21 protein-coding genes are annotated in these 24,433 nt (G+C 37.6%); 11 read left to right on the top strand and 10 right to left on the bottom strand.

Annotated elements, in window-relative coordinates:
• Window positions 1–7: 7 nt before the first annotated feature.
• Window positions 8–307: a YbaB/EbfC family nucleoid-associated protein gene (locus tag ACNTMY_RS08345; RefSeq protein WP_024343543.1), complete on the bottom strand. Its 300-nt coding sequence runs from the start codon at window positions 305–307 to the stop codon at window positions 8–10.
• 116 nt (window positions 308–423) lie between these two features.
• Complete coding sequence (locus ACNTMY_RS08340) at window positions 424–2,706, bottom strand: Xaa-Pro dipeptidyl-peptidase (RefSeq protein WP_423216110.1); 2,283 nt, start codon at window positions 2,704–2,706, stop codon at window positions 424–426.
• 119 nt (window positions 2,707–2,825) lie between these two features.
• Between ACNTMY_RS08340 and gla the strand changes: the two genes are divergently transcribed.
• From gla to ACNTMY_RS08320, 4 genes are all read left to right on the top strand, one after another.
• Window positions 2,826–3,671 (top strand): aquaglyceroporin Gla, encoded by an 846-nt coding sequence (gene gla, locus ACNTMY_RS08335; protein WP_074480667.1) that lies wholly within the window; start codon window positions 2,826–2,828, stop codon window positions 3,669–3,671.
• A 170-nt stretch (window positions 3,672–3,841) separates the two neighbouring features.
• Window positions 3,842–4,588 (top strand): CppA N-terminal domain-containing protein, encoded by a 747-nt coding sequence (locus ACNTMY_RS08330; RefSeq protein WP_423216109.1) that lies wholly within the window; start codon window positions 3,842–3,844, stop codon window positions 4,586–4,588.
• Window positions 4,585–5,505, top strand: a complete 921-nt coding sequence (locus ACNTMY_RS08325; RefSeq protein ID WP_423216108.1) for a serine hydrolase domain-containing protein — start codon at window positions 4,585–4,587, stop codon at window positions 5,503–5,505. The genes ACNTMY_RS08330 and ACNTMY_RS08325 overlap by 4 nt, the downstream gene beginning before the upstream one ends.
• Window positions 5,506–5,599: 94 nt before the next feature.
• A complete protein-coding gene (locus tag ACNTMY_RS08320; protein WP_423216107.1) occupies window positions 5,600–6,214 on the top strand; it encodes a DUF1269 domain-containing protein in 615 nt (204 codons plus the stop codon).
• Window positions 6,215–6,302: 88 nt separating this feature from the next.
• On the opposite strand, the gene ACNTMY_RS08315 is transcribed toward ACNTMY_RS08320, so the two are convergent.
• Both ACNTMY_RS08315 and pflB read right to left on the bottom strand, forming a co-directional pair.
• Complete coding sequence (locus ACNTMY_RS08315) at window positions 6,303–6,740, bottom strand: GNAT family N-acetyltransferase (protein ID WP_423216106.1); 438 nt, start codon at window positions 6,738–6,740, stop codon at window positions 6,303–6,305.
• Between the two features lie 60 nt (window positions 6,741–6,800).
• Window positions 6,801–9,125, bottom strand: a complete 2,325-nt coding sequence (pflB, locus tag ACNTMY_RS08310; RefSeq protein ID WP_423216105.1) for a formate C-acetyltransferase — start codon at window positions 9,123–9,125, stop codon at window positions 6,801–6,803.
• Between the two features lie 222 nt (window positions 9,126–9,347).
• On the opposite strand from pflB, the gene dinB reads away from it, so the two are divergent.
• Window positions 9,348–10,445, top strand: coding sequence for a DNA polymerase IV (dinB, locus tag ACNTMY_RS08305; protein ID WP_423216879.1), 1,098 nt, complete (start codon window positions 9,348–9,350; stop codon window positions 10,443–10,445).
• Between the two features lie 49 nt (window positions 10,446–10,494).
• Here dinB and ACNTMY_RS08300 read toward each other — a convergent pair whose 3' ends face one another.
• The 4 genes from ACNTMY_RS08300 to rnhC form a co-directional block, all read right to left on the bottom strand.
• A complete protein-coding gene (locus ACNTMY_RS08300) occupies window positions 10,495–10,989 on the bottom strand; it encodes a hypothetical protein (protein WP_423216104.1) in 495 nt (164 codons plus the stop codon).
• 240 nt (window positions 10,990–11,229) lie between these two features.
• Entirely contained in the window at window positions 11,230–13,692 is a 2,463-nt protein-coding gene (locus tag ACNTMY_RS08295) for an ATP-dependent RecD-like DNA helicase (RefSeq protein ID WP_423216103.1), read from the bottom strand.
• A 112-nt stretch (window positions 13,693–13,804) separates the two neighbouring features.
• A complete protein-coding gene (gene lepB / locus ACNTMY_RS08290; protein WP_423216102.1) occupies window positions 13,805–14,398 on the bottom strand; it encodes a signal peptidase I in 594 nt (197 codons plus the stop codon).
• Window positions 14,399–14,413: 15 nt separating this feature from the next.
• Window positions 14,414–15,313 carry a ribonuclease HIII gene (rnhC, locus tag ACNTMY_RS08285; RefSeq protein ID WP_074483811.1) on the bottom strand — a complete coding sequence of 300 codons (900 nt, stop codon included), beginning with the start codon at window positions 15,311–15,313 and terminating at the stop codon, window positions 14,414–14,416.
• A gap of 120 nt (window positions 15,314–15,433) precedes the next feature.
• Between rnhC and ACNTMY_RS08280 the strand changes: the two genes are divergently transcribed.
• The 3 genes from ACNTMY_RS08280 (at window position 15,434) to ACNTMY_RS08270 (ending at window position 18,739) form a co-directional block, all read left to right on the top strand.
• Entirely contained in the window at window positions 15,434–15,742 is a 309-nt protein-coding gene (locus ACNTMY_RS08280) for a hypothetical protein (RefSeq protein WP_004233227.1), read from the top strand.
• Window positions 15,743–15,745: 3 nt separating this feature from the next.
• On the top strand, window positions 15,746–16,294 hold the full coding sequence (locus ACNTMY_RS08275) for a CvpA family protein (protein WP_423216101.1): 549 nt from the start codon (window positions 15,746–15,748) through the stop codon (window positions 16,292–16,294).
• A gap of 108 nt (window positions 16,295–16,402) precedes the next feature.
• A complete protein-coding gene (locus ACNTMY_RS08270) occupies window positions 16,403–18,739 on the top strand; it encodes an endonuclease MutS2 (protein WP_423216100.1) in 2,337 nt (778 codons plus the stop codon).
• Window positions 18,740–18,784: 45 nt separating this feature from the next.
• Here ACNTMY_RS08270 and ACNTMY_RS08265 read toward each other — a convergent pair whose 3' ends face one another.
• Window positions 18,785–20,335, bottom strand: a complete 1,551-nt coding sequence (locus ACNTMY_RS08265) for an ATP-binding cassette domain-containing protein (protein WP_423216099.1) — start codon at window positions 20,333–20,335, stop codon at window positions 18,785–18,787.
• Between the two features lie 356 nt (window positions 20,336–20,691).
• On the opposite strand from ACNTMY_RS08265, the gene ACNTMY_RS08260 reads away from it, so the two are divergent.
• Window positions 20,692–20,988 carry a bacteriocin immunity protein gene (locus ACNTMY_RS08260; protein ID WP_423216098.1) on the top strand — a complete coding sequence of 99 codons (297 nt, stop codon included), beginning with the start codon at window positions 20,692–20,694 and terminating at the stop codon, window positions 20,986–20,988.
• A gap of 67 nt (window positions 20,989–21,055) precedes the next feature.
• Here ACNTMY_RS08260 and nadA read toward each other — a convergent pair whose 3' ends face one another.
• On the bottom strand, window positions 21,056–21,976 hold the full coding sequence (gene nadA / locus ACNTMY_RS08255) for a quinolinate synthase NadA (RefSeq protein WP_027968363.1): 921 nt from the start codon (window positions 21,974–21,976) through the stop codon (window positions 21,056–21,058).
• 253 nt (window positions 21,977–22,229) lie between these two features.
• On the opposite strand from nadA, the gene ACNTMY_RS08250 reads away from it, so the two are divergent.
• Window positions 22,230–23,534, top strand: coding sequence for an L-aspartate oxidase (locus tag ACNTMY_RS08250; RefSeq protein ID WP_423216097.1), 1,305 nt, complete (start codon window positions 22,230–22,232; stop codon window positions 23,532–23,534).
• A gap of 28 nt (window positions 23,535–23,562) precedes the next feature.
• A complete protein-coding gene (gene nadC, locus ACNTMY_RS08245; RefSeq protein WP_033153321.1) occupies window positions 23,563–24,423 on the top strand; it encodes a carboxylating nicotinate-nucleotide diphosphorylase in 861 nt (286 codons plus the stop codon).
• Window positions 24,424–24,433 lie beyond the last annotated feature (10 nt).

The following is a 24,433-nucleotide window of genomic DNA, read 5'->3' as shown; positions in this document are numbered from 1 at the left end:
TTTAAAATTAGAATGGCAATTTTCCTGCAAATGCGCCAAGAGTTTTTTGTGTGGCAGCATCAACTTGAGCAAGAGCATCGTTGATAGCTTGAGTTGTCATATCTTGAAGTGTTTCGATATCATCTGGGTCAACGATAGCGTCTTTGAATGAGATGTTTACCAATTTTTTGTCACCTGTGAATTCAGCAACGACAAGTTCTTGAGCTGATTTTCCAGTGAAAGTTGTGCTAGCAAGCTCAGCTTGTTTTTTCTCCATTTGTTTTTGAAGTTTTTGAGCTTGACGCATCATATTTTGCATGTTCATCATAATATTTTTAAGATTCCTTTCGTAACAAGGTGCTTACCTTAGTTTTTCATTTTTTATTATATCATGAATAAATCGCTTTTAGCTATCAGAAACTTTGTTTGAGTAAGGCTCTTGATTTATTTGTCTACTGGCATTTCAAGGGTAGATTTTTCTAAATCAACTGTCAAAACATAATTTCCATTATCTCGGATGGTGTGTTCGAAGTCGGTTGTGTAAAGTAGAACTCGAAGAGTGTCGTCTTTTTCAAGTTTGTAGATGCTTGGTTGAAGTGTAAAGTCAATAGTCATCCAATCGTTTGGTTTGATATCTTCAACAGTCAGCAAATCGTTACGGTTTTGAAGGTTAAGCACACCTTTTGTGATGACACGTTCTTGCGTATTAACAAAAGGTAATTCTTTAAGTGCTTCGCGTGAGAAATTGCGCCCGTTGTCGATAGCATGTAAGGCACGATTAGTAGGAACATCTTTGAAACGTTTTTTCTGACCGTAATCGAGCACTTGGGCAGATAAGAGTCCTTTATTTTCACTTGATTTAAGTGTTAAATGTAAAGTGATTTGTCCGTTGATGTGATAGTCTTTATTGATTGGAATATCAATGCAGATGCTGTTTGCTTTTCCGGCAAATAAATCACTCTTGAAAGTGCGGAAATTTTTGCTGTAACGTTCAAAGTCATCTTTACCGTAGTGGTTGTCAATAATTCGGCGATTAGAGCCAAGAGAGAATGTTTCGTTATCATTGCTACCGAATTTTGTTAATTGACTTGACCAAGTTTGCTCTTGACTGTTATCTTGCCAAATAAGTGTTGGTAAATCATAGTGGCTATCTTGTCCGAGCATTTTTTCAGAAAGCAGTGTATTCATACTTTCGCGGAAATCGATTGATTGCCAGTTATGCATGTAGACATGTTCACCGTTGTGAAGGAAAGCATGTTTTTCAACATTTTTAGGCAGAGCATTGAAAATATTGAAGACGTGGCGAGGTTTAACATTCCAATCTTGAAGACCGTGTGTGTAAACGCATGTCGCTGTTACCTTATCAGCATGAGGAAGGTAATTGCGGTCATGCCAAAATTGGTTATAATCGCCAGTTTCTCGGTCTAAGTTAGCTGATTGTTCATCGAGTAATTTTTGGTAATGGTCATTATTGTGGAGATAATCGCCAGCTAGTAAGTTTCGTGAGTAAGTCAATTCGGTAAGAACATCAAGGTCTTCACCAGGATAGCCGCCAGGGCTGCAGACCAGACCGTTTTCGCGGTAATAGTCGTACCAAGATGAAATAGCTGATTCAGCGATGATAACTTTGAGTCCTTCGACACCTGTTGTAGCAAGGGCTGTCGACATAGTACCGAGATAAGATTTACCAGTTGTGCAGACGAGACCACTTGCCCAATCAGCAAGAACTTTTTGGTCACGACGATGACTAGAAAAGGCAATAGTTCTACCATTTAACCAGTCAATAACAGCTTTAAAACTTTCAACTTGAGCGTAGTCCCCGCTTGTCATAAAGCCATTTGAACCAGCAGTTCCTACTCCAGAAACATAAATATTTGCAAATCCACGAGCTAGGAAGTAGTCGTTTAGTGTGTACGGATCAATAAAACTGAAGGTTTCTTCACTTTCTCCAACAGGCACGTCGATATCAGCTGTTTCTAGTGGTTCAAATTGACGTGTTGTAACATCGATTTTTCCGGCTGGTTTGATGGCTAAATCGCCTTTCATTTTGTAAAGTTTTTTATCGTTAGCAACGATATTTGTCCCTTCGTGATAAGGGCTGGCAGTCATCATAGTTGGAATTTGATGTTTGGTATTTGGTCGGATGATATTTACCTTAATCAAATCTAGCTGACCATCTTGGTCAGTATCAAGAGGTGACTGCACGTAAACAACTTCACGAATTAAATTGTTTGTATCAAAGGTTGCTAAAGATTTACCATTGAAAAAATGATAATCATTATCAACTGGGATAAGTCCTTTACTAATCAAGTCATCAAGTAAAGTCATCCCATTTTTTTGACGACTAAGAAGAAGCTGATAAAGTGCCTCGATGATGTGACCTTTTTGGTAATTGATTGGAAATGCAATTTTTTCTAAAAAGTCGGCTGTATCTGTAAAATCAACATGAGGTGTAAATCCAAGCAATTGAAGAGCAACAGTATAAAAAATATCTGCCGTTAAAGAACAATCGGATTGGAAAAATGTTAGTAAATCAGTTTCAAAATCAGCAATAAGATTGCTAAGCGGATAGTCCGTATCTTTATAATTAAAGAAAATCTTACGGCAGAAGCGCTCTAGTAATAATTTCTCAGAAGCTTGTTTGCTAATATCAAATCCAAGAGCTTGCAATTCTTGTTCGCAAACCTCTGCAGGCCTTGGTATGTAAGAGAATTGATTATATTTCATGAAAATTTCTCCTTCTAAAAGTAAACGTTTTAATTTTACAGATAACCTTTACATTGTCTATTATACTTGATAAAATGTTAGTTGTCTAAACTATATTTTTTTGGAGGAAATAAAAAAACATGGATGTTACATGGACTGTGAAATATATCACAGAATTTATTGGGACAGCTATGATGCTCATTCTTGGGAATGGTGCTGTTGCCAACGTCGATCTTAAAGGTACAAAAGGACACAACTCTGGTTGGGTTATCATCGCTATCGGTTATGGTTGCGCCGTTATGATGCCAGCTCTTATGTTTGGTAACGTTTCTGGTAACCACATCAACCCAGCATTTACACTTGGTCTTGCTGTATCAGGACTTTTCCCATGGGCACACGTTCCACAATACCTTATCGCTCAATTCTTGGGTGCTATGGCAGGTCAATTGCTTGTAGTTTTGGTTCACCAACCTTACTACCTTAAAACTGAAAACCCAAATGCTATCCTTGGTTCATTCTCAACAATTTCAGCTGCTGATGATGGAACTAAAGCTAGCCACAAAGTATCAATGATTAACGGTTTCTTGAACGAATTCCTTGGATCATTTGTTCTTTTCTTGGGTGCTATGGCTCTTACTAAAAACTACTTCGGTGCACAATTGGTATCACAATTGACAGCTGCAGGTTACGATGCTAACACAGCAGCAACTACAGTTGCACCTTACACAACTGGTTCACTTGAAGTAGCTCACCTTGGTTTAGGATTCCTAGTTATGACACTTGTTGCATCACTTGGTGGTCCTACAGGTCCAGCACTTAACCCTGCACGTGACCTTGGTCCACGTATCGTCCATGCATTGCTTCCAAAATCAGTTCTTGGTGAACACAAAGGCGATTCTAAATGGTGGTATTCATGGGTACCAGTTGTAGCTCCAATCCTTGCTGGTATTGCTGCAATTGCCTTGTTCAAACTATTGTATCTATAAGATAATAAAACAGAAAAAAGAACCTTCGGGTTCTTTTTTGTTTTGTTGAGAAAGCATAATTTCTTGTCAAACTGACTAATTTTTTCTAAAATAGAAAAGACCCGGTCCTTATTTTTATAAGAACTTGCATAATATAATCTAATAATACATAACACTGTGAGGAGATTTTTATGACTTTATTTAACGGAGTCACGTTTAGGCACCCTGTTTTACGAATCAATAACCGAGATCAAAACGTTGATTTTTATCAACGATTAGGCTTTAAATTAGTTCACGAAGAAAATGCAATCGCCGTTTTTTCAACAAAACAACGAAACGCACGTTTTGTTATTGAAGAATCACCGGCACCATGGACTCGAGCCGTTAAAGGCGATAAAAAAATTAATAAAATCGTTGTTAAAATTCCTAAAGCTGACGAAATCGAAGCAATTTTAGGTAATGGTGTTGACGTAGAACGTCTCTTTAAAGGTGACCGAGGTTATGCTTTTGAGACAGTTTCTCCAGAAGGTGACCTTTTCCTTTTGCACTCAGAAGATGACATTCAAACCCTTGAAGAAATTGACAACCGACCTTTCCCTGAAAATGATAAATTAGAAGAAGTTTCAGCTTTCCATTTTGAAGGATTGACATTAAATGTTGCTGATAAAGCAAGCTCACAAGCTTTTTATAAAGACATCTTTGGTGCGAACTTGCCATTAAATCTTCAGTTCAAAGAAGGTAATGGTTCAGATTTGACGATTGATCCACTTAAAACTTGGGATTTGGAAATCCTTGAATTCAAAGTTCCTAAAGATTATGATTTGAGAGCTTTAGCAGATTATTTGGAATCAAAAAAACAATCCATTTATTTGGATAAAAAAGAAAGTGTTCTTGTTCTTTCAGATCCTAGTCAAGTTGAAATTTGGTTCATCAAATGATCGATTTACTTGATGTTGTGAATGATCAGATTGATCGTAATATTTATCACGGAGCTTCTATAGCTCTTTTTAAAGACGGTAAATGGTCAGAATCCTATGTTGGAACAATTGATGGTGACAATCCTGTCCAGCCTGGGATGATTTATGATTTGGCGTCGGTATCTAAGGTTGTTGGAGTGGGCACTGTAGTCATCTCGCTTGTTCGTGAGGGTAAGTTGGATATTGATATGCCTTTGAAGCACTACTATCCTGAGTTTCATGAGAATAAGCTTACGCTTCGTCAGCTCTTAACGCATAGCAGTGGTATTAATCCTTTTATTCCAAATCGTGATTCTCTTAATGCTGAGCAGCTAAAAGAAGCAATCAATCATATCACGGTAGAAGACAAAAAAGATTTCCTTTATACTGACATCAATTTTTTGCTGCTAGGCTTTATGCTGGAAAAAATCTTCGATAAATCTTTACAAGCTATTTTTCAAGAAGAGGTCTTTAATCCTTTTGCTATGTCAGACACCAGTTTTGGACCTGTAAAAAATGCTGTCCCGACCGTTGCAGGAATTTCAGATGGTGTTGTCCATGATCCAAAGGCGAAAGTTCTTGGTTGCCATTCTGGCTCAGCAGGCTTGTTTTCAACAGTGAGTGATTTGGAAAAAATGTGTCAGCATTATCTGACTGATGATTTTGCGCGTGATATTTGGCAAAATTATAGCCGTGCTAATAAAGAGCGTTCACTTGCTTGGAATAAAGAAGGCGATTGGCTTGACCATACTGGCTACACTGGGACTTATGTTGCGATAAACCGCAAAGAACAAAAGGCAGCCATTTTCTTGACGAATCGCACCTATGCTTATGATGATCGTCCTCTTTGGATTAAGGAGCGAAAGAAAATTTCTGATTGGATTCAGGAAAATTTGTAAGATTAATAAAAATATGAAAACGCTTAACTTTTTCTCGGCTTTTTTTGCATGAAAGTGCTATAATGAAGTTAGTCAGAGAAAAGGAGGATAAGTTATGGCAGATGTACTTACTGTTGTTTTCAATGTTGAAAGTGAAGCGTATCAAGCATTTTCAGAATTAAAAGCTTTTAAGCAAGATCAAAAAACACAGATTGCTCAGATTGCTTTGGTAAAAAATGAAAATGGTAAAATCACTATCAAAGATTCCATTGATTTTGATGATTCTAGTCATGAATATGCCACAATTGGTGGTATCGTCGGTGGTTTGATTGGTATCTTGAGCGGACCAATTGGAGTTATTATTGGATATGGTATCGGAAGTCTTGCTGGTGCTGCGAGCGGTAGCATGAACGATGCTAGTGATGATAGCTTGATTGAAGAAGTGACAACGAAATTACTTGACGGTGATGTTGCAGTGGTTGCTTTGGTTCACGAAGAAGATGAAAGTGTACTAAACCATGTCTTTGCTCCTTATAAGACTAAAATTATGCGATGGGATGCCGTAGCACTTGCTCGTGAAGTTGAACTTGCAGGTCAGGTTCAAGATGAATTGTTCGATAAGTTCCAAGAAGATATGAACGAACGTCGCATCAATCATCTTAAAGAGCAAGGAAGTGATATTGCAGAAGCAATCAAAGAAAAATTCCATCACTTAAAAGAAAAAGAGTAAGTAGAAAAAGCAGTCAAACTATTTAAACTCTCCACAGTGTTATAAAAAGAAGCTCTCTTGTATAAGAGAGCTTTTAATATCTAAAATTTTAGAGAATTTTTTCCATGCTGATATGCTGAATGCCAGCTTCTTCAAATTCATCACCAAAACATGTAAAACCAAGTTTATCGTAAAAACCTTTGGCAGATAGCTGTGCGTGAAGGATGATACATTTAAACTCTTGAGCTTTACAAAAGTTAATGACATCTTCTAGCAAGTATTGTCCTAAGTGTTGACCTTGGTATTCTTTAAGAACAGCCATGCGTTGCAAAGTTACTTGGCTAAGGTCATGGTTAGGTAAAATACGGCAAGTTGCGACAGCTTGTTCATTATTATGATAAAGGACAAAATGAAGACAGTGGGCTTCGTTTTCGTCGATTTCAAGCGATAATGGGACACCTTGTCCTTTAACAAAAACTTCTTGACGAATTTTCATGGCATCAAGGTATGTATCTGAGAGTGTATTTCGTGTTTGTTTAATTTTCATAGCTCTATTTTAAGGACAAAAAAAGACTCTGTCAACTGACAAAGCCTTTTTTGATATTTATTATTTGGCAGCAACGGTTTCAGCAGCGTCATCCATTGAAAGAACTTCGTGGAAGACACGTTGAGTCAATTCTGTCTTTTGTTCTTTTGTAAGGTATTTAGTATTTACACAGTAACCTGAGATACGAACGATAACATCTTCACCATTCATAATCTTATCATAGACATCTTTAAGGTCCATGACGTTCAAGTTAACGTGTTGTCCACCGTTTTCGAAGTAACCATCAAGGATAGTTACCAAGTTATCAACTTGTTCATCGAATGTCTTACCAAGAGCACGTGGAGAAACTTGAGTTGTAAGTGAGATACCATCTGCAGCATATGAGAAGTCAAGGCTAGCAAGAGAGTTCAAGTTTTGCAACCAACCACCACGAGCTTTGTTAGATGGGTTAGCACCTGGTGAGAAGAATTCAAGTTTAGAAAGGTTTACAGTACCATCTTCGTTGAGGTAAACCCCTTTGTGAACTGGAGAGTTACCAGTTTGTTTAGAGTAAGCAACGTTTGAAGTGATTGTAAGAAGTGATACAGTAGCTTCAGCGTTCTTGTAAAGTTTGTGGCTACGAAGACGAGTAGTGTATGCTTCAATCAACCATTCAGCAAGTTCGTTAGAACGTGGGTCATCTTCACCCCAACGAGGGAAGTCACCAGTTGTTTCGTAATCGTAGATGTAACCATCTTCGTCACGGATTGGTTTTACAGTAGCGTATTTGATTGCTGACAATGTATCAACAGTGTTTGCGAATCCACAGATACCGAATCCCATGTTAGCACGTTGTTTAGTTGGCAAGAATGCCATTTGAACAGCTTCGTAGTTGTATTTATCAGTCATGTAGTGGATGATGTTAAGTGCATCTACGTAAGTTGAAGTCAACCAGTCAAGTGATTTTTCGAAGTTAGCTTTAACTGTTTCGAAATCAAGGACTTCGTCACGAACTGGTTCAATATCAAATACTTTGTAGTCTTTGTGGACATCATCGTAACCACCGTTCAAACCAGTAAGAAGAGCTTTAAGGACGTTTACACGAGCACCGAAGTATTGGATGTTGTGACGTTGTTCTTCGTTTTCTGGGTCAAGTGGTGATACACAGCATGAGATACATGACATTTCACCGTAGCCATCTTTAGCCATTGTTGTCACACCTTCGTATTGGATTGAAGAGTGTTTGTGTGACATCTTCATGCAATAACGACGGAATGAGTATGGCAATTTATCAGTCCAAAGAACTGTCAAGTTTGGTTCTGGAGCGTTACCGATGTTATCAAGTGTGTGCAAGAAACGGTAGTCCATTTTAGTTACACGGTGACGTCCGTCAGCACCCATACCAGCCATAGAAGTTGTGATGAATGTTGGGTCACCTGAGTAAAGTTCATCGTAAGCTTTTGTACGTGCGAATTTAACAGTACGAAGTTTCAAGACAAAGTCATCAACGAATTCTTGAATTTCTGATTCTGTAAATGTACCACGAGCAAGGTCACGTTCTGCAAAGATATCAAGAACGATTGGGACACGTCCAAGAGAAGTAGCAGCACCATTGACAACACGACAAACTGCCATGAAAGCAATGTTTACCCATTGGATAGCTTCTTTAACGTTCATGGCTGGTTTACGAACATCGAGTCCATAAAGGTCACCAAGTTTAACAACTTCACCAAGAGCTTGGTATTGCATGTTTACTTCTTCACGAAGACGGATAGATTCTTCGTCGATTTCAGTGATAGCGTTCCAGTCGTTAACTTTTTCTTGCATCAAGTAGTCAGCACCATAAAGAGCTAGACGTGCGTAAACACCGATGATACGTCCACGAGAGTAAGCATCTGGAAGACCAGTTACAGTGTGTGCGTGACGTGCACGGCGGATATTAGATGTATAAGCGCGGAAAATTCCGTCATTTACTGTAGTAGTGTATTTTGTGAAAATTTCATGAACAGCAGGGTCTGGTTCATAACCATGTTCTTTAAGTGCTGTTTCTGCCATACGGATACCACCTTTTGGCATGAAATTCAATTTGAACAACTCATCATTTTGAATACCGTAGATTAATTCATCGTCTTTTGAAATGTAGCCGGCAGGAATATCTGCGATTGATGTTGGACGAGTGTCCATTGGGAAACGAGTAGCTTCGTATTTAGCTTTTGTATCTTCAATGATTTTTTTGATTTTAAGAGAGCGTTCAGTAGCTGGAGCTAAGAAGCTTTCATCACCATCATAAGGTGTGTAGTTAGCTTGTACGAAACGAGAAACGCTGGCTTTTTCTTTCCAGTCAGTACCTTTAAAGCCTTCCCAGGCTTTTTCAAAAACATCTGCATTTGTTTTAACAGTCGCCATAATGAGATTTCTCCTTAAATTCTAGTAGCTGTAACAAGTCATCTGTTACATTTACAATTATAAGTCTATCACAAAGGAAGCGTTTTCCCAAGCAAAAAAATTGGAAAAAACTAGAATCTTTTCTAGAACAGTTTCAGAAAGCTGGTCAACTGTACTAGAAATTTGTAAATTTTGCTTGAAAGTAATGAAAATTGTTATAATAGAATCAGAAAGGACTGGATGATGCTTATTTTTCCATTAATTAATGATACTTCTCGAAAAATTATTCACATTGATATGGATGCCTTTTTTGCGTCAGTGGAAGAAAGGGATAATCCAGAACTCAAAGGAAAGCCAGTTATTATTGGCTCTGACCCACGTAAGACTGGTGGACGCGGTGTCGTATCGACTTGTAACTATGAAGCAAGAAAATTTGGTGTGCATTCTGCTATGTCATCGATGGAAGCTTATGAGCGATGCCCACAAGCTATTTTCATTTCTGGTAACTACCAAAAATACCGAGAGATTGGAATGCAAATTCGTGAAATTTTCAAACGTTACACAGACTTGGTTGAACCCATGTCCATTGATGAAGCTTACTTGGATGTCACTGAGAATAAATTAGGCATTAAATCTGCTATTAAAATCGCTAAAATGATTCAATATGATATTTGGCAAGAAGTTCACCTGACTTGTTCGGCAGGTGTCTCTTATAACAAATTCTTAGCAAAATTAGCTTCAGATTTTGATAAACCAAAAGGTTTGACATTGGTAATGCCAGAAGATGCTGAGGATTTCTTGAAAGAATTGCCCATTGAAAAATTTCATGGGGTGGGTAAGAAATCTGTTGAAAAATTACACCAACTTGGTGTTTATACAGGAGCAGATTTATTAGAAATTCCTGAGATGACTTTGATTGATCATTTTGGGCGTTTTGGCTATGATTTGTATCGCAAAGCGCGTGGTATTTCTAATTCTCCTGTCAAACCCAATCGTATTCGAAAATCAATTGGGAGTGAGCGGACGTATGGCAAGCTATTATATGATGACGCGGATATTAAATCAGAGATTTCTAAAAATACACGTCGTGTTGTTGATAGCTTGGCACGCAATAACAAAATTGGTCGAATAGTTGTTTTGAAAGTTCGTTATGCTGACTTTTCAACATTGACCAAACGTAAAACGTTAGATGATGCCACTAATGATTTTGATATCATTGAACAAGCTGCTTATGAGATTTTTGACAGCTTAGAAGAACCAAAAGTTGGTGTGCGTCTTCTGGGGGTTACTATCACGGGATTAGAAGATAATATTCGTCCTTTAAATCTTTTCAAAAATTAAAATACCGTCTTAGTAAGCGCTGAGACGGTATTGTTTCTAAAAGACCTAGTTATTTATCACTTTCAGAATCATCAGCATCGTCTTTGTCTAAAAGTTGTGCAGCCTTATTGTATACATAGCCATAAAGTGCTAAGAAGACAAGTGGGAGAACAATACTAAATGGTGAAAGTGTCGCACCAAGGTAAATTGCAAAAGCAAAAGATACAAGGTTGTAAACAACAGTATAAATCAAGGCAATGCGGTAAGGTGATAAACTTGGTGCATCGTCTTTGATTTTTGATAAGTTTTTAAATGCTAAAACAGCTACAAGAACATTTACGATAAGCGCAGCAACATAAAGAATAACATTTCCAAAATGAGCTGAGATTTCGATGGCTTGATAGCTTTCAGCATCTAATTGTGCTTTTAATTGATCAAGGTTGTTGACTAAAATAAAGTGACTAATAATAGAAACTACTTTAGCAACGGCGCCGAGAACATTTACCCAAGCGATGAAAAGCGTCCAAGAACGCAAAGATTGACGAATTTTTTCATATGAAACCATTTTAAACCTCCTAAAATAATGGTTAACTAATATGATAGTACGGCTATTATATCATAATATTTTTTTATGTAAACACTTTTATATCAAAAGATGTAAGCTTATGAAAACCTTTAGTTTCAAGGATTAAATCGTTTTATACTTCTAAATATTTTAGTTATGAAAGCAAAACTTTCAGGGTTTCATTTTACTTTTTAAGTGATAAAAAAATAGGATTTCAGTGGTTTGAAATCCTATTTTGAGTTATGAACGTTTAAAAAATTGTTCGATATCTTCTTGGGTAATACCAATCATTGGATCGATAAATGCCATATTTTCTTCTGTTAGGCGATAAATTTTTGGCTCTTCAGTTTCAAGTTCTTCCTCGATATCCAAGCTGAGTTGTTCAGCTTTTTTAGACGAATTTTTTTCTTCGGAGTTTGAAGAAGTGTTTTCTGCTGTTGCTTCTTCTTGAATTTCAGTGTCTGTGAGACTCTCAGTTGAGTTTGTTTCAGGGAGTTCTTCGTCTCCTGTGAAACGCTCGACGAGGTAAGTATTGCGTTTAGCACCTTCGTTTTTAATCGCGTAGTCAAAGGCAGCAATTTCTCCTAGCATGACTAGCTTACTTTTTGAACGTGTAATAGCAGTATAGATAAGGTTACGCTGCAAGAGACGATGACTCTGACGTGTGATTGGCAGGATGACAACCTGAAATTCGCTACCTTGAGATTTGTGGATAGACATGGCGTAAGCCAGTGTGATTTTATGCCATTCGTTACGAGGATAGCTCACTTCAGTACCATCAAAAGACATAAACAGTTCGTCTTGTTTAGATTCTGTGTATTTGGCAGGAATAAGGTCAGTAATATAGCCAATATCACCGTTAAAGACATTGAGTTCGGCGTCGTTGATGAGGTGGAGAACCTTGTCTCCTTTACGGAAATTCATCTCACCAAAGGCAAATGATAATTGGTCGCCAAGTGGATTTAACAAATCTTGGATAATCGTATTAAGTCGATTAATCCCAGCTGCTCCGCGGTACATTGGGGCAAGAATTTGGATTTCTTGTGGGCTGATACCACTTTTAATAGCTGCGCTGACAATTTTGGGAATCATTTCAGGAATGTATTGGGCGCTAGCTTCAAAATAAGAGCGGTCAGCTTTTTTCTGTGTGAAATCAGCTGGCAAGATGCCTTGTCTCATTTGATTGGCTAAAGTAACGATGGTTGAATCTTCGGACTGTCTAAAGATTTTTGTCAGTGCTAACTGCGGTAATTCTTTGATTTTCAATAAATCTGCCAAAACTTGTCCAGGTCCTACCGAAGGCAATTGGTCGCTATCTCCGACGATGATAACTTGAGTATTTGATGAAATAGAGCTAAACAGTTGGTTAGCAAGCCATGTATCGACCATTGAAAACTCATCGATGATAATCAAGTCACAATCAAGATAATCATCCATAGCTTGGTAGTCATTATCGCCATTTAAACCAAGATGGCGGTGAATCGTGGCACTTGGTAAGCCAGTCAATTCGTTCATACGACGGGCTGCACGACCAGTCGGTGCTGCTAGAATGATTGGGATATCTTTTTTCTCAAGGTCAATGCGGTGAAGAGCAGCATAGGTCTCGATTAAACCGTTGATAACGGTCGTTTTTCCTGTTCCCGGTCCACCAGTTAGAATAAAGACTTTGCTTTGCAGGGCATTTTTGATGGCATCTTTTTGCACTTGGTCATAAGAAATTCCAAAATTTTCTTCGACTTCAGCGATTTCTTCTTCGAGCTCGTCGTCTGAAAATTGTTTAGAAAGTGGCGTATCAAGGATGCGTGTCAAATGTTTTTTAATACCTGATTCAGCATAAAAGAGTGTATTGTCAAAAATCTTAGTACCGATATTCTGCACCTTGTCTTCAGCAATAAGTGTGGATAATTCTTTAGCAACAGCTGCGGGGTCAAGTTCGATTTGACGGGCTTCTTCAAGAATAGTGATGGCATTTTCTAGTAAATCACGCGCCTCGACATAAGTATCGCCGTTTTCCACAGAAAGTTCGAATAATGTGTGGACAATTGCTGCACGAAAACGCTGTGGAGAATCTGCTTCGATGCCCAATTGCTCAGCCAGTTGGTCAGCGATTTTAAAACCAATCCCTTGGATGTCTTCAACGAGTTGGTAAGGATTTTCTTGGATAATATCAAGACTTTCTTCCTTGTACTGGTTAAAAATCTCAAAGGCTACGCGGTTAGTTAATCCATACTCAGCAAGTTTGGCGAGAATTTGTTCGGTACCATAATTGAGTTTTAATTTAGTAACGAAATTATCACGGTTTTCCTTAGAAAGTCCTGAAATACTTTCGAGTTTGCTTGGGTCTTCTAGGATTTTATCGATGGTGTCTTCGCCGTAGAGCTGCACGATTTTTTCAGCAGTTTTTTTACCAATACCTTTAAAGTGCTCGCTTGAAAAATATTTAATTAATCCAGATGAGCTTGGTTTTGAACGCTCATAGCGCGTGAGTTTAAGCTGCTCACCGTATTTTGGATGTTGGGTCAATTCACCACAGAAAGTATAATTTTCTCCTTCAATGATTTCAGCCATTGTCCCTGTGACAATGATTTCAAAATCATCAAAATCAGAATCAGTATCTTCGATTTCGAGTAGTACGATTTTAAAAAAGTTACTGGCATTTTCAAAAATAATGCGCTCAACAATGCCAGAAAAGAAGTATTCCATAACTTGTCCTTACTTGATTACTATAGTGGCTTTATTATAACATTCGAAAATCTGATAGACAAACACCGCATAAAAAGGACTTAACTCAAGTGAGCTAAGCCTCCATTAATTTTTAGTTGACGCCTCCAATTTTTGAAAGTGGCCAGAAGCGGAATTTGACTTCACCAACGAGAGCTGATTTTTTAAAGGTACCAACTTCGCGGCTATCTTTTGAGACGATACGGTCATCACCTAGCAATAAATAGCGACCTTTTGGAACTTTGACTGTAAATTCAGTGTTACCGTCTCTATCAGTTGTAAAGGCATCTGAATTATCAGCTAACTGTTGGAATAAAGTGTTGTAAGAGTAAATATCTTCCAAGTCACCATTGTCAAAAGCTTTTTTGTATTTGACTAAGTAAGGTTCACTTGTTTTCTTGCCATTGACATAAAGAACATCGTCTTTGTAGGTAATAGTATCACCTGGAAGTCCGATAACACGTTTTACGATTTCTTTTGTCTTCTTGCCTTCTTTTTCTTTTGCGACTACAATGTCAAATCGATCAATCGATGCCGTTTTTAAAACGATTAAGCGTTCGCCGTCAGCAAGTGTCGGATCCATAGAATGTCCATCGACTCTGACAGGTTCAATGATAAAAATACGAAGGACAGCAAGTAGTAGGATAAAGAGGATGAAGGGCCCCCATTCTTTAATAAAATGTTTCATAAATCTTCCTCAACTTTATTTTAATAATTTTTGTGCTTTTTGAGTGTTTGCAAAGTGAAGTTTCGCGGTGTGCTCTAAACCAGGCATGCCATATGCTGCTAGGATTTGACTAGCAACTTTATCAGACTGGCTACCAGCGCCGCTCGGCAATTTATATTGGACTTCTTGGCTGAGTTTATCCAAGTTTTCCAAGAAAAGATTGCGAGCGATGATTGAGCTGACTGCGACAGCAAGGTATTTACCTTCAGCTTTTTCTTCAAGCGTTAGCGGATTGTCAAAATGATTAGCTTCATTTTTGAGGTATTTTTCATAATTTTGGCGGCTTGTAAAAGCATCGATAACAATTTTTTCAGGTTTCACACCATCTTGTAGAAGCAAAAAGATAGCTTGATTGTGGAGAGCCACCTTAACTGAGACGGCATTGTGCATTTTGCCTTTCCCGACAACTTGATTATACTTTTTCGGGGACAATAGCAGAGCTTTGTGCTTGATGTTTTTTTCTAAGATTGGAGCAATTTGTCGAATCTTGCTATCGGTTAGATTTTTTGAATCATCAACGCCGAGTTTTTTAAGCAGAGCATGGTCATCAGGTGTTACAAAACTAGCAACAACAGCTAAGCCACCAAAATAAGACCCGTTTCCAACTTCGTCTGAACCGATAAGTGGCATGTTTTGCCCAGCTTGGCTGCTTTTCTCAGATGACTCAGAAGCTTTATAACCAAATTGGCTAGCAACCTTTTCAGCAGAACTGCCTTGAAAGACAACTTTACCAGAGGTGTAGGCAAGAACTGTGACGCCATTGATTTTTGCGGCGAAAGTGACGTAAGGGTTGTTGTTAGTGATTTGCTTACTAGCAAGTGTTTTGACTAAGTTTTGCAAGTCATTTTTCCCTAGTTTTATAACAATTGTATTCATGCTTTAATTGTAACATAAAAAGGTAGACAAAGTGGCAAAATAGCCGTTGAAAACTGCTATTTTCACGCTTACATTTTACGAAATGCCCATTTTAAGGTATAATGTCAAAGAGGTGACTATATGGAAAGTAAAAATCGTTATAAATTCGTCTTTGGAGAGAAGTCGCTCACATTAACAACAGATAAAGATAACCTCTTTATGGAAGAAGTTGAGCGTGTAGCCAAAGAAAAATACAATACAATCAAAGAAAAATTACCACAAGCTGACAATGAAACTGTGGCTATTTTGATGGCTATCAATTCCCTATCTACTCAGCTTAGTCGTGAGATTGAAGTTGAAAAAATGGAAAAAGAATTGATGGCGCTCCGTTCTGAGACAATTGACGATATTAAGGAGAAAGCCAGCAAGGCTGATTCTGAAGAGGAATAATATATGTTATCAGTTCTTATTTTGCTGATTTTGGCTTGGCATTTTTATATTGGCTATTCACGTGGCATTATTTTGCAAGCTTATTATCTTGTAGCGAGCATTGTGTCATTAGTTGTAGCTAGCCGTTTTTACCAAGCGTTGTCGGAAAATTTGACTCTGTGGATTCCTTATTCAAATCCGAGTCAAGGAGCCGTGGTAAATTTTTTCACCGATGTTAATATTTTTGATTTAGATAAAGTTTTTTATGCAGGGGTAGCTTTTACGGCTATTTATGTGGTTGTATATGTGCTATTTCGTTTATTAGGGATTGTTGTGCATTTATTGCCGCTTCATCATTTTGATAATGTCAAGGTTAATTGTGTCAGTGGCGTTTTGGCGATTTTAGTAACACTGGTTTCATGTAATCTCTTGTTGACATTACTCGCAACGGTTCCAATGCCGATGGTACAGAATTTGCTATCAAGTAGTTGGTTGGCACGTTTGATTATTAATGATTTTCAACCATTAGCAGGAATCATTAAGTCACTATGGGTGACAGCAATTTTAGGATAATGTAAAAGAGTCTGGGGTAGTTTATCTCAGACTTGTTCAGTTTATAGTTAAAGGAAAACACAAGTGTCAAAAGGCGCTTGATAAGATGAGTTTTGGTATAATAGTGATATGAATAACAGAATTTTAGAACAGTTAGAATTTGATAAGGTTAAGCAACTTTTTGCTGGCTATTTACAAACTGAGCAGGGGCAGGAGGAATTACGTAAACTTTCTCCAATGACTGAACCTGATCGTATCTCACGTTCATTTGATGAAATGTCTGATATGGAGCAGATTTTCATCGAGCAACATGGATTTGGTCTTGGCAGTTTACGTGATATTTCTGAAAGTATGCGTCGTTTAGAATTGGATGCTGATGTTAACGTTTCAGAGATTATCGACATTAAAAAAATCTTGCAAGTTTCTGCAGAAGTTAAGCATTTTTACAATGATTTAGAAAATGTCGAGCTGCATGCGCTCAATAATCTTTTTGAAAAAATCGAACTTTTACCAAGTCTGCAAGGTAGTCTTCAAGCCATCAACGATGGTGGTTTTATTGAAAATTTTGCAAGTCATGAACTTGACCGTATTCGTCGTCAAATCAATCACGATGAAAGCCGTGTGCGTCAAGTCTTGCAAGATATTTTGAAAAAGCAAGCTGACCATTTGACAGAGACTTTGATTGCAAGCCGTAATGGTCGTGCAGTTTTACCTGTGAAAAATAGCTACCGCAATCGTATTTCAGGGGTTGTGCATGATATTTCTGCATCAGGAAGCACTGTTTATATTGAACCACGTGCCGTTGTCCAATTAAACGAAGAAATCACACAATTGCGCGCAGATGAACGCCATGAAATGGCACGTATTTTGCGAGAGTTGTCAAATATGCTTCGCCCGCATACTAATATTATTCGAAACAATGCTTGGGTTTTAGGACACTTGGATTTTGTGCGTGCGAAATTCCTTTTCATGCAAGAAAACAAAGCAGTCGTTCCACAATTATCCACAGATAAGACCGTTCAGCTCTTACAAGCTCGTCACCCGCTGTTGACAAATCCTATCGCAAATGACCTTCATTTCCTTGATGAATTGACTGTCATTGTCATCACTGGTCCAAATACTGGTGGTAAGACAGTTATGTTGAAAACTTTGGGATTAGCGCAGCTTATGGCACAATCAGGACTTCCAATCCTAGCTGACAAAGGTAGTAAAGTCGCTGTTTTCAATGAGATTTTCGCTGATATCGGTGATGAGCAATCTATCGAGCAAAGCTTGTCAACATTCTCAAGCCACATGACAAATATTGTGGATATCTTGGCAGCAGCTGACAAAGATAGTTTGGTACTTGTGGATGAATTGGGGGCAGGTACTGACCCGCAAGAAGGAGCTAGCCTTGCCATTTCAATCTTGGAGCATTTGCGTTTGACACAAGTGAAAACCATGGCAACAACTCACTATCCTGAGCTAAAAGCTTACGGTATCGAGACAGAGTTTGTTGAAAATGCCAGCATGGAATTTGACACAGAGACTTTGAGTCCGACTTATCATTTCATGCAAGGTGTGCCAGGACGCTCAAATGCCTTTGAAATCGCTCGTCGTTTAGGTCTTGCAGAAGTGATTGTCAACGAAGCAGAGCGTTTGACGGATTCTGATACGGACGTTAACCGCATCATCGAACGTTTGGAAGAACAAACGCATGAAAGTCGTAAACGTCTTGACCATATCAAAGAAGTTGAACAAGATAACCTTAAATTCAACCGTGCAGTCAAGAAACTTTACAATGAATTCTCACATGCAAAAGATAAAGAACTTGAAAAAGCTTCTGCTAAGGCACAAGAAATTGTGGATAAAGCTATGGCTGAAAGTGAAGAAATCCTTAAAAATCTCCACCACAAAGCAAGCCTTAAACCACACGAAGTCATTGAAGCTAAAAGTCAGTTGAAAAAATTGGCACCTGAAGTTGATTTGTCGAAAAATAAAGTTCTTAAGAAAGCTAAGAAATTGCGCGCACCGCGCGTGGGTGATGATATTATCGTCACAGCTTATGGTCAACGCGGAACCTTGATTAACCAAACGAAAAACGGTAAATGGGAAGCGCAAGTTGGTCTCATTAAGATGACGCTTAAAGAAGACGAATTTAGCCTTGTCAAAGTTCCAGAAGAAGCGCAAAAACCTAAGAAAAAACAAGTCCATGTGGTTAAGAAAAGCAAGAAATCTGCTGGACCACGTGCCCGACTTGACCTTCGTGGTAAACGTTACGAAGAAGCCATGCAAGAATTGGATGAATTTATCGACCAAGCCTTGCTTAATAACATGGCTCAAGTTGATATCATTCACGGTATCGGAACAGGTGTTATCCGTGAAGGGGTCACAAAATACCTTCGCCGCAACAAGCACGTCAAATCATTCGGCTACGCCCCACAAAATGCAGGTGGCAGTGGCTGCACCATCGCAAATCTTGGTTAAATGTAAAAAGTCTAGGACTGTCCTAGGCTTTTTTTGAGTATGATATTAAAATCTTTGGTGTGATAAATCAATAACGTGGTCATAATGTTTTAACGTATCGTCATTATAATGGTGAATAACTTCTATGACGGTTTGTGGAATAGTCAATAAAATCTCTTCAATTTGTTTAGCGTTAGCTGCATCTAAATTCGATTTAACCTCATCAGCTAAAATCAAAGTACTATCATGATACAAACTTCGTGCAATTTCTATTCTCTGCTTTTCTCCACCAGATATTGTATCAGGATTAATAACTTTTCCTTTTAAATATGAAAGGTTGACCAAATTCAGTATTCTATCCATTTTATCGACATTGAAAGTTTTACTTAAAGCAATATTTTCTTCTAATGTTAATTCATTAAAGCAATAACTATCTTGAAGAATATATGCAGTAGCTTGCATTATTTGCTGTTTTTGTAGAGCTTTTCCATTGAATAAAATCTGACCAGAATCAGGGACGATGTCGCCATAAATGATATTAAGTAAGGTTGATTTTCCACAACCACTAGGGCCAATAATGGCAATTTTTTGTCTTGATTCGATGTGATAAGAAAAATTAGAAAAGATAACGCTGTTATCAAATGTAAGATTGATATTTTTAAGATGAATTGGAAATAAATTGGTGTGACTTTTCATATTATCAACTGTGGTGACATTGAAAATCTGTTGATATTTTTGACGTAAATTTTTGCTAGATTTAAATGTGTTAATGTAATAGGAAAGTTCCTGAAATTGATAACTGATATTGTAAGATACTAAATAAATAGCAATAAAACTTGCGCCTGATAATTTACTATAATAGGTCATAAAACCACCAATGATGATTGGGAAAATAGAACAAAAAGCATCAATTCCATTAACGAGACTATTATTTATGGTACGTTGCTTTTCATAGACGATATTTTGGGTGATATTTTTATGTAATTCTTGTGAGTATTTTTCATAAAAGAATTTTTCACCATGGTAATTTTTTATGACTCTTGAACCACCAATGATATTTGTCAGTTTTGAAAGATAAGACTGGTTCATTTCTGATTTTTGCATGGAAATGAGATCTAGTTTTGTTGAACCTATACCGCTACAAAGAGCAGGCACTGAGTAAAATAGGATAAAAATTGAGCCTAGTAAAAAATTGGTACATAAAGCATAGATAGCTGATACAAGAGTAAAGCCAAGAGAGGATAGGATAATAACCGCAGGTTCAATGCAGTTATTTTCGAGTTGCTGAATATCATTTTCTAAATCAGACAGTATATCGTTGTTTGCTATAGAATCGCTGTGTAAAAATTGGTAAAAAACCTTCTTCTTAATTTTAAAATTAAAAAAAGCAATTAATTTACTATAGAAATATCTCTTCCCTGATAAACCAATTAAAAGGATAATATTTCCACCAATTCCAAGACTAAGAGCATACCAAAGTGTTTCTAATTTTTGATGTTCAAAACTTTTCACAACCATACTAACGACACTTGGATTAATGATTGCTTCGAGCCATGTAATGACAACACATACTAGATAAATGAATAAAATTTTTTTAGAAATGAATTCTTTCAGCATATCTTATGAACCTTTCAAAATTATTGACTAGTTTAGAGAGTTTATTGCTGCTTTTTACTAAGTCAAATAGGACTCAGCTTAAAGGAAGATAAGCATCCTCTCCGATTAGTTGGCTCTATTTTTATAAAAATCAGAAAATTCAATCTTCTGTTATTATACATAACACAACTACTATTTTCAACTTGGCGGTTCGCGACTGAATTTTAACCGTTTACGACATTGACGTTCACAAGCAAGATTTTTTGGTATACTGAAATGGTATTTTAGCTTGTTTTGGGAGAAACTTGTGACTAATATTAATTTTCTAGTATGGCATTTTTAACAGAATTTTATTTAGAGGGAATTGCGGAGAACAGATGAAAGAAGATGAATTTATTCTATTATTAGAACAAACGATGGCAGATGATGAGGTTAAGAGAACGCCAGAGTGTTTACAGATGCTATCGGATTCTAAAACTCGTCTGAATCAGGGTGAGCCAGCTAGTTTTGTGGCAGCAAGATTAAGTAAATCCATTTCTTGGTACTTGGTGACTCATCATTATAAAGCACCTAAGGCAATCATTGATTTTTCAAAATCATTTTTGGATGCTCCTGCAAAGCACAGAGGACAAATATCAATAGCTTTTTGGCTATCAAATCTATTTCACTGGTAAAATAGCTAAAATACAATAAAAAGCTCGCATATTGCGGGCTTTTTTGTGTGTAGAAAATGCAAATAATTTATTTTTGACCAAGCAGGATCATTTGGTCAATCGCATGACGAGCACCTTTGATAGTGTCTTCGTCAAGAATGATTTCTTCGCCTGCTCGTCCAAGTAAACAGTTGTAAATATCAGCTAATGTCGTCATTTTCATGTTGTGACAAACACACTCAGTTGAAAGTAGATAGAAACGTTTATCAGGACATTCAAATTGTAAGTGTTCAACAATGCTGCTTTCAGTACCGATGATAAATTCTTCGTCTGTACTGTTTTTAGCGTAAGCCATGATTTCTGTAGTACTTCCAGCAAAATCAGCTAACTCAGTAACTTCAGCTAGACATTCTGGGTGAACAAGTACTTTAGCATTTGGGTGAGCTTCACGCGCTTTTAGGACATCACGTTTGCGCATGCGCATGTGTGTCGGACAACCACCTTTGAAAAATTCAAATTGCTTGTCAGGACATTGTTCTGCGACCCATTGACCAAGGTTACGGTCTGGAACAAAAAGAATCTTGTCATTGTCAATGTTGTTGATAATTTTGACAGCTGAAGATGATGTTACACAGACATCGACCAAAGTTTTCACTTCAGATGTGGTATTAATGTAAGCGACAGTTGTGTAATCTGGGTGAGCTTCTTTTAGCCATGTAACGATTTTTTTATCAATTTGCGCAGCCATTGGGCAACCAGCCATTGGGTTGGCAAGAAGAGCAGTTTTTTCAGGTGAGAGAACTTTTACCGTTTCTGCCATGAAACGAACTCCGCACATCATGATTGTATCTTGTGGGGCTTTGGCAGCGTATTTACTCAAAGCAAATGAGTCGCCGATAAAATCAGCAACTTCCCAAATATCTTGACTTTGGTAGGCATGTGCTAAAATACAAACCCCTTTTTCTTTTTTGAGACGTAAAATTTCGTCTTGCATCTCTCGTGTATTCATTATATTTTATGAAATCCTCCTAGGACTGTCTTAGTTACATATTATAGTATCTCTTTTTTAAGGTGTCAAGACACCTGTAAATAAAATTCGTTCAGGTGTCTTGTCAGGTGTCTTGATTGGTGGTAAAATATGTTCTGAATCGTATGATGAAAATATATTTCAGAAAAAGTGTGAAATAGCTAGGGTACCCATTGAAATGACGCTATTTTGCCCAGAAAATGATTGTTGTTAAACAATTAAAAAGAAGGTTTCTATGAAAACAAATGTACTTATTGTCGGTAGTGGCTGTTCAGGACTTTACACTGCTTTAAACTTGCCACAAGAATTTCAAATTACCATTATTTCTAAAGATAAATTAGAACACAGTGATTCTTTCTTGGCACAAGGTGGTATTTGCATGTTGAAAGATGAGTCTGACTACGACTCATTCTTTGAAGATACCTTGCGAGCTGGTCACTACAAAAATGATAAAGTTTCTGTTGATTTGATGATTAAATCTTCACCTGATGTCATCAAAGATTTAATCGGCTATGGTGTTGATTTCCAACGTGATGAAAATGGTAATCTTGCCTTCACACGAGAGGGGGCACACTCTGATAAACGTATTCTTTTCTATCAAGATACGACTGGTAAAGAAATTACAAGCCGACTTTTGGCAGCCGTCAGAAAATTGCCAAATGTAACTTTAATGGAAGATACTTGTCTGCTTGATATCTTAGAAGAAGATAATCGTTGTTACGGTGGTATTGTGCGTCTTTCAAATGGTGAACTTAAAAAGATTACAGCTGATGTGACAGTTCTTGCAAGTGGTGGTGTTGGTGGTTTGTATAAAAACAGTACAAACTTCAAACACTTGACTGGTGATGCTCTAGCGATTTCACTAAAACACGGTATCGAACTTAAGGACATGTCTTACGTGCAAATTCACCCAACAACACTCTACCAAGAAAATCCAAAAGAACGTTCATTTTTGATTTCTGAGTCTGTTCGTGGTGAAGGTGCCCTTCTCTATGACAAACACATGAACCGTTTTGTTGATGAATTACAGCCACGTGATGTTGTTGCGCAAGCCATTTTAAAACAAATGGAAAAAGATGGAACAGACCACGTCTGGGAAGATTTACGCACGATTCCTAAAAAAGAATTGGAAGAACATTTTCCAAATATCTTGGCACACTGTCGTGAAGCTGGTTATGACCCATTTACTGAATGCATTCCTGTTGTGCCAGCACAGCATTATTTCATGGGTGGTATCAAGGTTAATCACCATAGTAAGACAACTATGGACGCTCTTTATGCAGTTGGTGAAACAGCTTGTAATGGTGTTCATGGTCAAAATCGTCTAGCAAGTAATTCACTTCTTGAAAGTCTTGTTTTTGCTAAACGCGCAGCCAAAGATTTGGTAGCAAATTATGACAGTATTTCAACACTTCCAGACAGTTTGGCTGAGATTGATTTGCTTGAATACCGAGATGAAGATATCTTAGAAGATGATTACAAGAAATTAGTTGTCGAAAAATTAACAGAACAAAATCAATTAGAAACTGTTATTGGTTAGCAGTTTTGTGAGATGAGAAAGGATAATGATGTTAGATCCAATTACCCTAAAATTAAACGTTGATCCACTTATTTTAAGCGCTCTTTCAGAAGACATTAATAATGAAGACGTGTCAACAAACAGTGTGATGCCTGAAAATGTGGCTGGACAAGTTGACTTGATTTGTAAGGAAGACGGGATTATCTGTGGTTTACCAGTTTTTGAGCGCGTGTTTTATTTACTTGATCCACAAACGAAGTTTGATGTTTTGGTCAAAGACGGTGAAGCTGTAAAAGCAGGTCAAAAATTGGGAACTGTTCGTGGTGATATTCGTGTCCTTCTTTCAGGAGAACGCACAGCACTCAACTATCTTCAACGCATGAGTGGGATTGCGACTTACACGCATGAAATGGCAGAGCTTTTAAAAGATAGCCCGATTACGTTGCTTGATTCACGTAAAACAACGCCAAACAACCGTATTTTCGAAAAATACGCTGTTAAAGTTGGTGGCGGTAAAAACCACCGTTACAACTTATCAGACGGTGTTTTGCTAAAAGATAATCACATCGGTGCTGCGGGTGGTGTTAAAGAGGCAGTTCTTGCTGCTAAAGCTTACGCACCATCTGTCCGTAAAATCGAAATCGAAGTGGAAACACTTGATATGGTTAAAGAAGCGGTCGAAGCTGGAGCTGATATCATTATGCTTGATAATATGGAACACGATGTTATGAAAGAAGCAGTAGCTTTGATTGATGGCAGAGCTGAAATCGAAATTTCAGGAAATGTCACTCGAGAAAATCTTGCTTCTTACACAGATTTGGCAGTTCAATACGTGTCAAGCGGAGCGATTACGCATTCAGCGAAGATTCTGGATTTATCGCTTAAAAATTTGCATCCTGTTGAAAACTAAGTGGAAAATC

Source organism: Streptococcus equinus, assembly GCF_049393735.1.
GTDB classification, from domain to species: Bacteria; Bacillota; Bacilli; order Lactobacillales; family Streptococcaceae; genus Streptococcus; species Streptococcus equinus_G.
Note: the sequence above shows the minus strand (reverse complement) of the source record. Positions and strands in the feature narration are given on the sequence as shown.

Excerpts from the sequence above, each read along its gene's own strand:
- ACNTMY_RS08345 (WP_024343543.1), bottom strand. The coding sequence starts at position 307 with ATGATGAACATGCAAAATATGATGCGTCAAGCTCAAAAACTTCAAAAA.
- ACNTMY_RS08340 (WP_423216110.1), bottom strand. The coding sequence starts at position 2,706 with ATGAAATATAATCAATTCTCTTACATACCAAGGCCTGCAGAGGTTTGC.
- gla (WP_074480667.1), top strand. The coding sequence starts at position 2,826 with ATGGATGTTACATGGACTGTGAAATATATCACAGAATTTATTGGGACA.
- ACNTMY_RS08330 (WP_423216109.1), top strand. The coding sequence starts at position 3,842 with ATGACTTTATTTAACGGAGTCACGTTTAGGCACCCTGTTTTACGAATC.
- ACNTMY_RS08325 (WP_423216108.1), top strand. The coding sequence starts at position 4,585 with ATGATCGATTTACTTGATGTTGTGAATGATCAGATTGATCGTAATATT.
- ACNTMY_RS08320 (WP_423216107.1), top strand. The coding sequence starts at position 5,600 with ATGGCAGATGTACTTACTGTTGTTTTCAATGTTGAAAGTGAAGCGTAT.
- ACNTMY_RS08315 (WP_423216106.1), bottom strand. The coding sequence starts at position 6,740 with ATGAAAATTAAACAAACACGAAATACACTCTCAGATACATACCTTGAT.
- pflB (WP_423216105.1), bottom strand. The coding sequence starts at position 9,125 with ATGGCGACTGTTAAAACAAATGCAGATGTTTTTGAAAAAGCCTGGGAA.
- dinB (WP_423216879.1), top strand. The coding sequence starts at position 9,348 with ATGCTTATTTTTCCATTAATTAATGATACTTCTCGAAAAATTATTCAC.
- ACNTMY_RS08300 (WP_423216104.1), bottom strand. The coding sequence starts at position 10,989 with ATGGTTTCATATGAAAAAATTCGTCAATCTTTGCGTTCTTGGACGCTT.
- ACNTMY_RS08295 (WP_423216103.1), bottom strand. The coding sequence starts at position 13,692 with ATGGAATACTTCTTTTCTGGCATTGTTGAGCGCATTATTTTTGAAAAT.
- lepB (WP_423216102.1), bottom strand. The coding sequence starts at position 14,398 with ATGAAACATTTTATTAAAGAATGGGGGCCCTTCATCCTCTTTATCCTA.
- rnhC (WP_074483811.1), bottom strand. The coding sequence starts at position 15,313 with ATGAATACAATTGTTATAAAACTAGGGAAAAATGACTTGCAAAACTTA.
- ACNTMY_RS08280 (WP_004233227.1), top strand. The coding sequence starts at position 15,434 with ATGGAAAGTAAAAATCGTTATAAATTCGTCTTTGGAGAGAAGTCGCTC.
- ACNTMY_RS08275 (WP_423216101.1), top strand. The coding sequence starts at position 15,746 with ATGTTATCAGTTCTTATTTTGCTGATTTTGGCTTGGCATTTTTATATT.
- ACNTMY_RS08270 (WP_423216100.1), top strand. The coding sequence starts at position 16,403 with ATGAATAACAGAATTTTAGAACAGTTAGAATTTGATAAGGTTAAGCAA.
- ACNTMY_RS08265 (WP_423216099.1), bottom strand. The coding sequence starts at position 20,335 with ATGCTGAAAGAATTCATTTCTAAAAAAATTTTATTCATTTATCTAGTA.
- ACNTMY_RS08260 (WP_423216098.1), top strand. The coding sequence starts at position 20,692 with ATGAAAGAAGATGAATTTATTCTATTATTAGAACAAACGATGGCAGAT.
- nadA (WP_027968363.1), bottom strand. The coding sequence starts at position 21,976 with ATGAATACACGAGAGATGCAAGACGAAATTTTACGTCTCAAAAAAGAA.
- ACNTMY_RS08250 (WP_423216097.1), top strand. The coding sequence starts at position 22,230 with ATGAAAACAAATGTACTTATTGTCGGTAGTGGCTGTTCAGGACTTTAC.
- nadC (WP_033153321.1), top strand. The coding sequence starts at position 23,563 with ATGTTAGATCCAATTACCCTAAAATTAAACGTTGATCCACTTATTTTA.